Here is a 3,520-nt window from a genome sequence, read left to right on the forward strand (position 1 = left end):
GTCAAACGCCGGGGTGCCCGTTCCGATGTCCAGCAAGGCGCTGCACTGCGACGCGTCCTGCAACTGTAACAGCGCCGCTAGCGGAGCCTGTGCAGCGTCCATCATAGTCAACAGCAGGGTTTTAAACTGAGTCGCCAGCGCTCGGATATCCGCTTCGGCCAGCACGCTACCCTGATAGCTGAAGTGCAGCTTCAGGGTTTGCTCCTGGATAAAGCTGATGGTGAGCGGGAAATTGGTCTCTTCACGGGCATCACGCACCGTAAACTCAGTTGCCTGCTCGTCCTGCGGCAATGCCGTCGTGATTGGATAATTTTCAAAGACTAATAAAGTATCGAACAGCCCATGCTGATCCAGGGTCAGGTGCTTCGCCTGCTTCTGGATCTCATACAGCGGCGTAAACTCACGCTCTCGCCCGGCCAGGTTAGTCCCCTGCAAGGTTTGTAACCACTGCGCCAGGGTTACTTCAGGCGCTACTTCAACTACCACGGGCATGGTATTAATAAACATCCCCTGAATGCTTTCATGGCCCGCCAGCTCAGTTGGACGACCCGAAGTTGTGGCACCAAAACACACCGCTTCACGGCCCAGATAACGGCTCAGCAAGATCGCCCAGGCACCCTGCATCAGGGTATTCGCAGTCAGGTGGTGCTGTCGCGCAAAAGCATTCAGCGCGGTATTTTGCGCTTCATCCAACTGCACATCCAAAGCCGCATGTGCGCCGCTTTGTGGGGCCTTAAACGCGCCGCTGAGGTAGCAGGGCTCTTCCAACATGCCAGTCTGCGTTTGCCAGTAAGCCAGGTTTGCCACCACGTCCTGTTGTTCAAGGTAGGCAATATAATCGCCATACTGAGCCTGCGGCTCAGCCAGTGTCTCGCCGTCGTACATACGCAGCACTTCGCCCATCAGGGCGGCACAACTCCAGCCATCGGTTAAGATATGATGAATAGTCCAGACAAAGGCGTGGCGCTGTGGTGCCAGCTGCACCAGTACAAAGCGCTGCAACCCGCTCTCGGCATCCATCGCAAAGCCCTGCTGGCGATGCGATACGCTCAGCTCAGCCAGCTGACGTTGCTGCTGCGCGCTATCGAGGTGCTGCCAGTCCAAGGTTTCCCATACCGGCTGCACGATTTTGCGCACAAATTGCAGTGGTCGGGGGTCCAGACTCAAAAAGCCACTGCGTAAGGCATCATGACGGGCGATTGCATTCAGCCAGGCGGCTTTAAAACGTGCGACGTCTAATCGCTTGATCTCTAAACTGGTTTGATTGACATAAGCCTCGCCTTCCTCCACCAGACTGTGGAACAGCATACCTTGTTGCATCGGTGACAAGGGGTATAAATCGCTGAGCTCAGCGGTGTCGAGAGGCAGCTGATCCAGCTGTTGCTGATCTAATCCGCTCAGCGGTACATCACTGGGCGTCAGACAGCCATGAGTATCGCAACAATGCGCAACCAGCTGTGTCAGCGCCTCATGCAGATGTGCTGCAAAGGCTTGCATATCGGCCTCTCCAATACGCTCACGGCCATAGCTGATAGTCAGCTGCAAGGCCCCGTCACTGACCTGACCATTGATGCTCAACTCACTGTGTGGTTCATAATCCGGGCTGAATGACGCACCACTGTGCTCACTGGCGAGACGCCAGGGCGCATCGCCCTGGTTGAGCGTGTTGTCGAGCTGACCCAGATAGTTAAATTCTATCTGACCCAGAGGCTGAGCAGCTAACGTCGCCTGTGCTTGCGATTCACCAAAGTATTTCAAAGCACCATACCCGATGCCTTTATTCGGCACACTTCTGAGGTGCTCTTTGGTATGCTTAATGGTCTCTGACAGCACATTTAAACGTGTCAGATGAACCGGATATAAGGTAGTAAACCAGCCAACACTGCGGCTGAGATCGGTGTGTGCATCCCAGGGTTCGCGGCCATGGCCTTCGAGGTTGATCACGGCCTCCTGCTGACCCGTCCACTGGTAGACGGCTTCACTCAGCGCACTTAACAGCAGCTCATTGACCACAGTGCGATAAGGCTTGCCTGCCTGTTGCAGCAGACGCTCAGTGGTGGACTGCTCCAGCGTCACACGCACTTCGGCACTGTCCGCCAGACGTCGGCTTCCCGCTGGGTTTAACCCCGGAATAGTCAGCGCTGATGACTGTTGTTGTGTCCAGAATGCCAGTTCCTGCGAATTCAGGCTGGCGTAATCCGCTACCTGCTCGGCCCAGTACTGATAACTGTGACTCTTGCTGGCAAACTCGCAAGCCTGCTGTTGCTGCGCTTGTGCATAACCGCGCGCCAGGTCATCCAGCAACACTCGCCAGGAAACCCCATCTACAGCCAGATGGTGGATCACCAGTAGCAGCCTGGCAGTGCCATCCTCAAGCGTCATGTGGACCACTCGCGCCAATTCGCCACTGTGAATATTCAGGCTGCGCTGCGCCTGCTCAGCCAGCGACGTGATCTCAGCACTTGCGACGTTGCGCTCCCAGACACTGGCCACGGCACGCTCGGCGTCAAAAGGCAGGTAGCGCTGCTGCCACTGCCCTGCCTCGTTTTGGCTAAAGCACAGGCGTAATGCATCATGATGTGCAACCAGGGCTGACCAGACCTGCTGTAGTGCCGCGCCATTCAGCGGGGCGGCCAACGTCAGTAGCAGCGCCTGGTTATAGTGATTCTTGTCGCTCAGACTGGTCGCCAAGAACTGCTGCTGAATGGGTAACAGTGTTACCTCACCACTGACTTGCTGCGCAATCCGCTGGCTGGCAGGCAGTTCAGTCAATGCCGGAGCCAGGCGGGCAATGGTGTGCAGTTCAAAAATTTGTTTCGGGGTCACCACCAGGCCGTGCTCGCGCAAACCGCTGACGATTTGCAGACTCAAAATAGAATCGCCCCCGAGTTCAAAGAAGTTGTCCAGCCGTCCTATCTGCTCCTGACCCAGCACTTTTTGCCATACCTGTGCCAGTGCCAGTTCACGCTCACCCTGCGGCGCTTCGTACGCCACGCTGGATTCATGACTGGGTTTTGGCAGTGCCTTACGATCGATTTTACCATTGCTGTTCAGCGGCAACGTATCCAGCACCATGATCACAGCCGGCACCATATACTCTGGCAGTTGGGCCGCCAGTTCTGCTTTGAGCGCGTCGACCGCCAGTTCGACGTCCGCTTCGCCCGATACATAGCCTACCAGACGCTGCGTCGCGCCATCGCGGTCGGCCACTATGACCGCCTCCCGAACACCATTAATGGCGTACAAGGCCGCCTCGATTTCGCCCAGCTCAATGCGGAAGCCACGAATTTTAACCTGATGGTCGGTCCGGCCGAGATAATCCAGCTGGCCTTCGCTGTTCCAGCACACTAAGTCGCCACTGCGATACATGCGGCTGCCATCATTCATAAATGGGTCAGCCACAAAGCGCTCGGCGCTCAGGTCGGCACGGTTAACATACCCCCTTGCCAGACCCGTACCGGCAATATAAAGCTCACCGGCCACCCCTGGCGGACACAGGTTCAGTGCCCGGTCGAGTACA

The 3,520-nt window shown here is 56.6% G+C and carries 1 protein-coding gene; it reads right to left on the minus strand.

What is annotated here, in order from left to right; genetic code table 11:
* A partial coding sequence (locus tag TW77_RS23930; RefSeq protein WP_046007488.1) for a condensation domain-containing protein occupies nucleotides 1-3,520 on the minus strand: 3,520 nt, incomplete at both ends.

Source organism: Pseudoalteromonas rubra (genome assembly GCF_000967655.1).
Taxonomy (GTDB): domain Bacteria; phylum Pseudomonadota; class Gammaproteobacteria; order Enterobacterales; family Alteromonadaceae; genus Pseudoalteromonas; species Pseudoalteromonas rubra_A.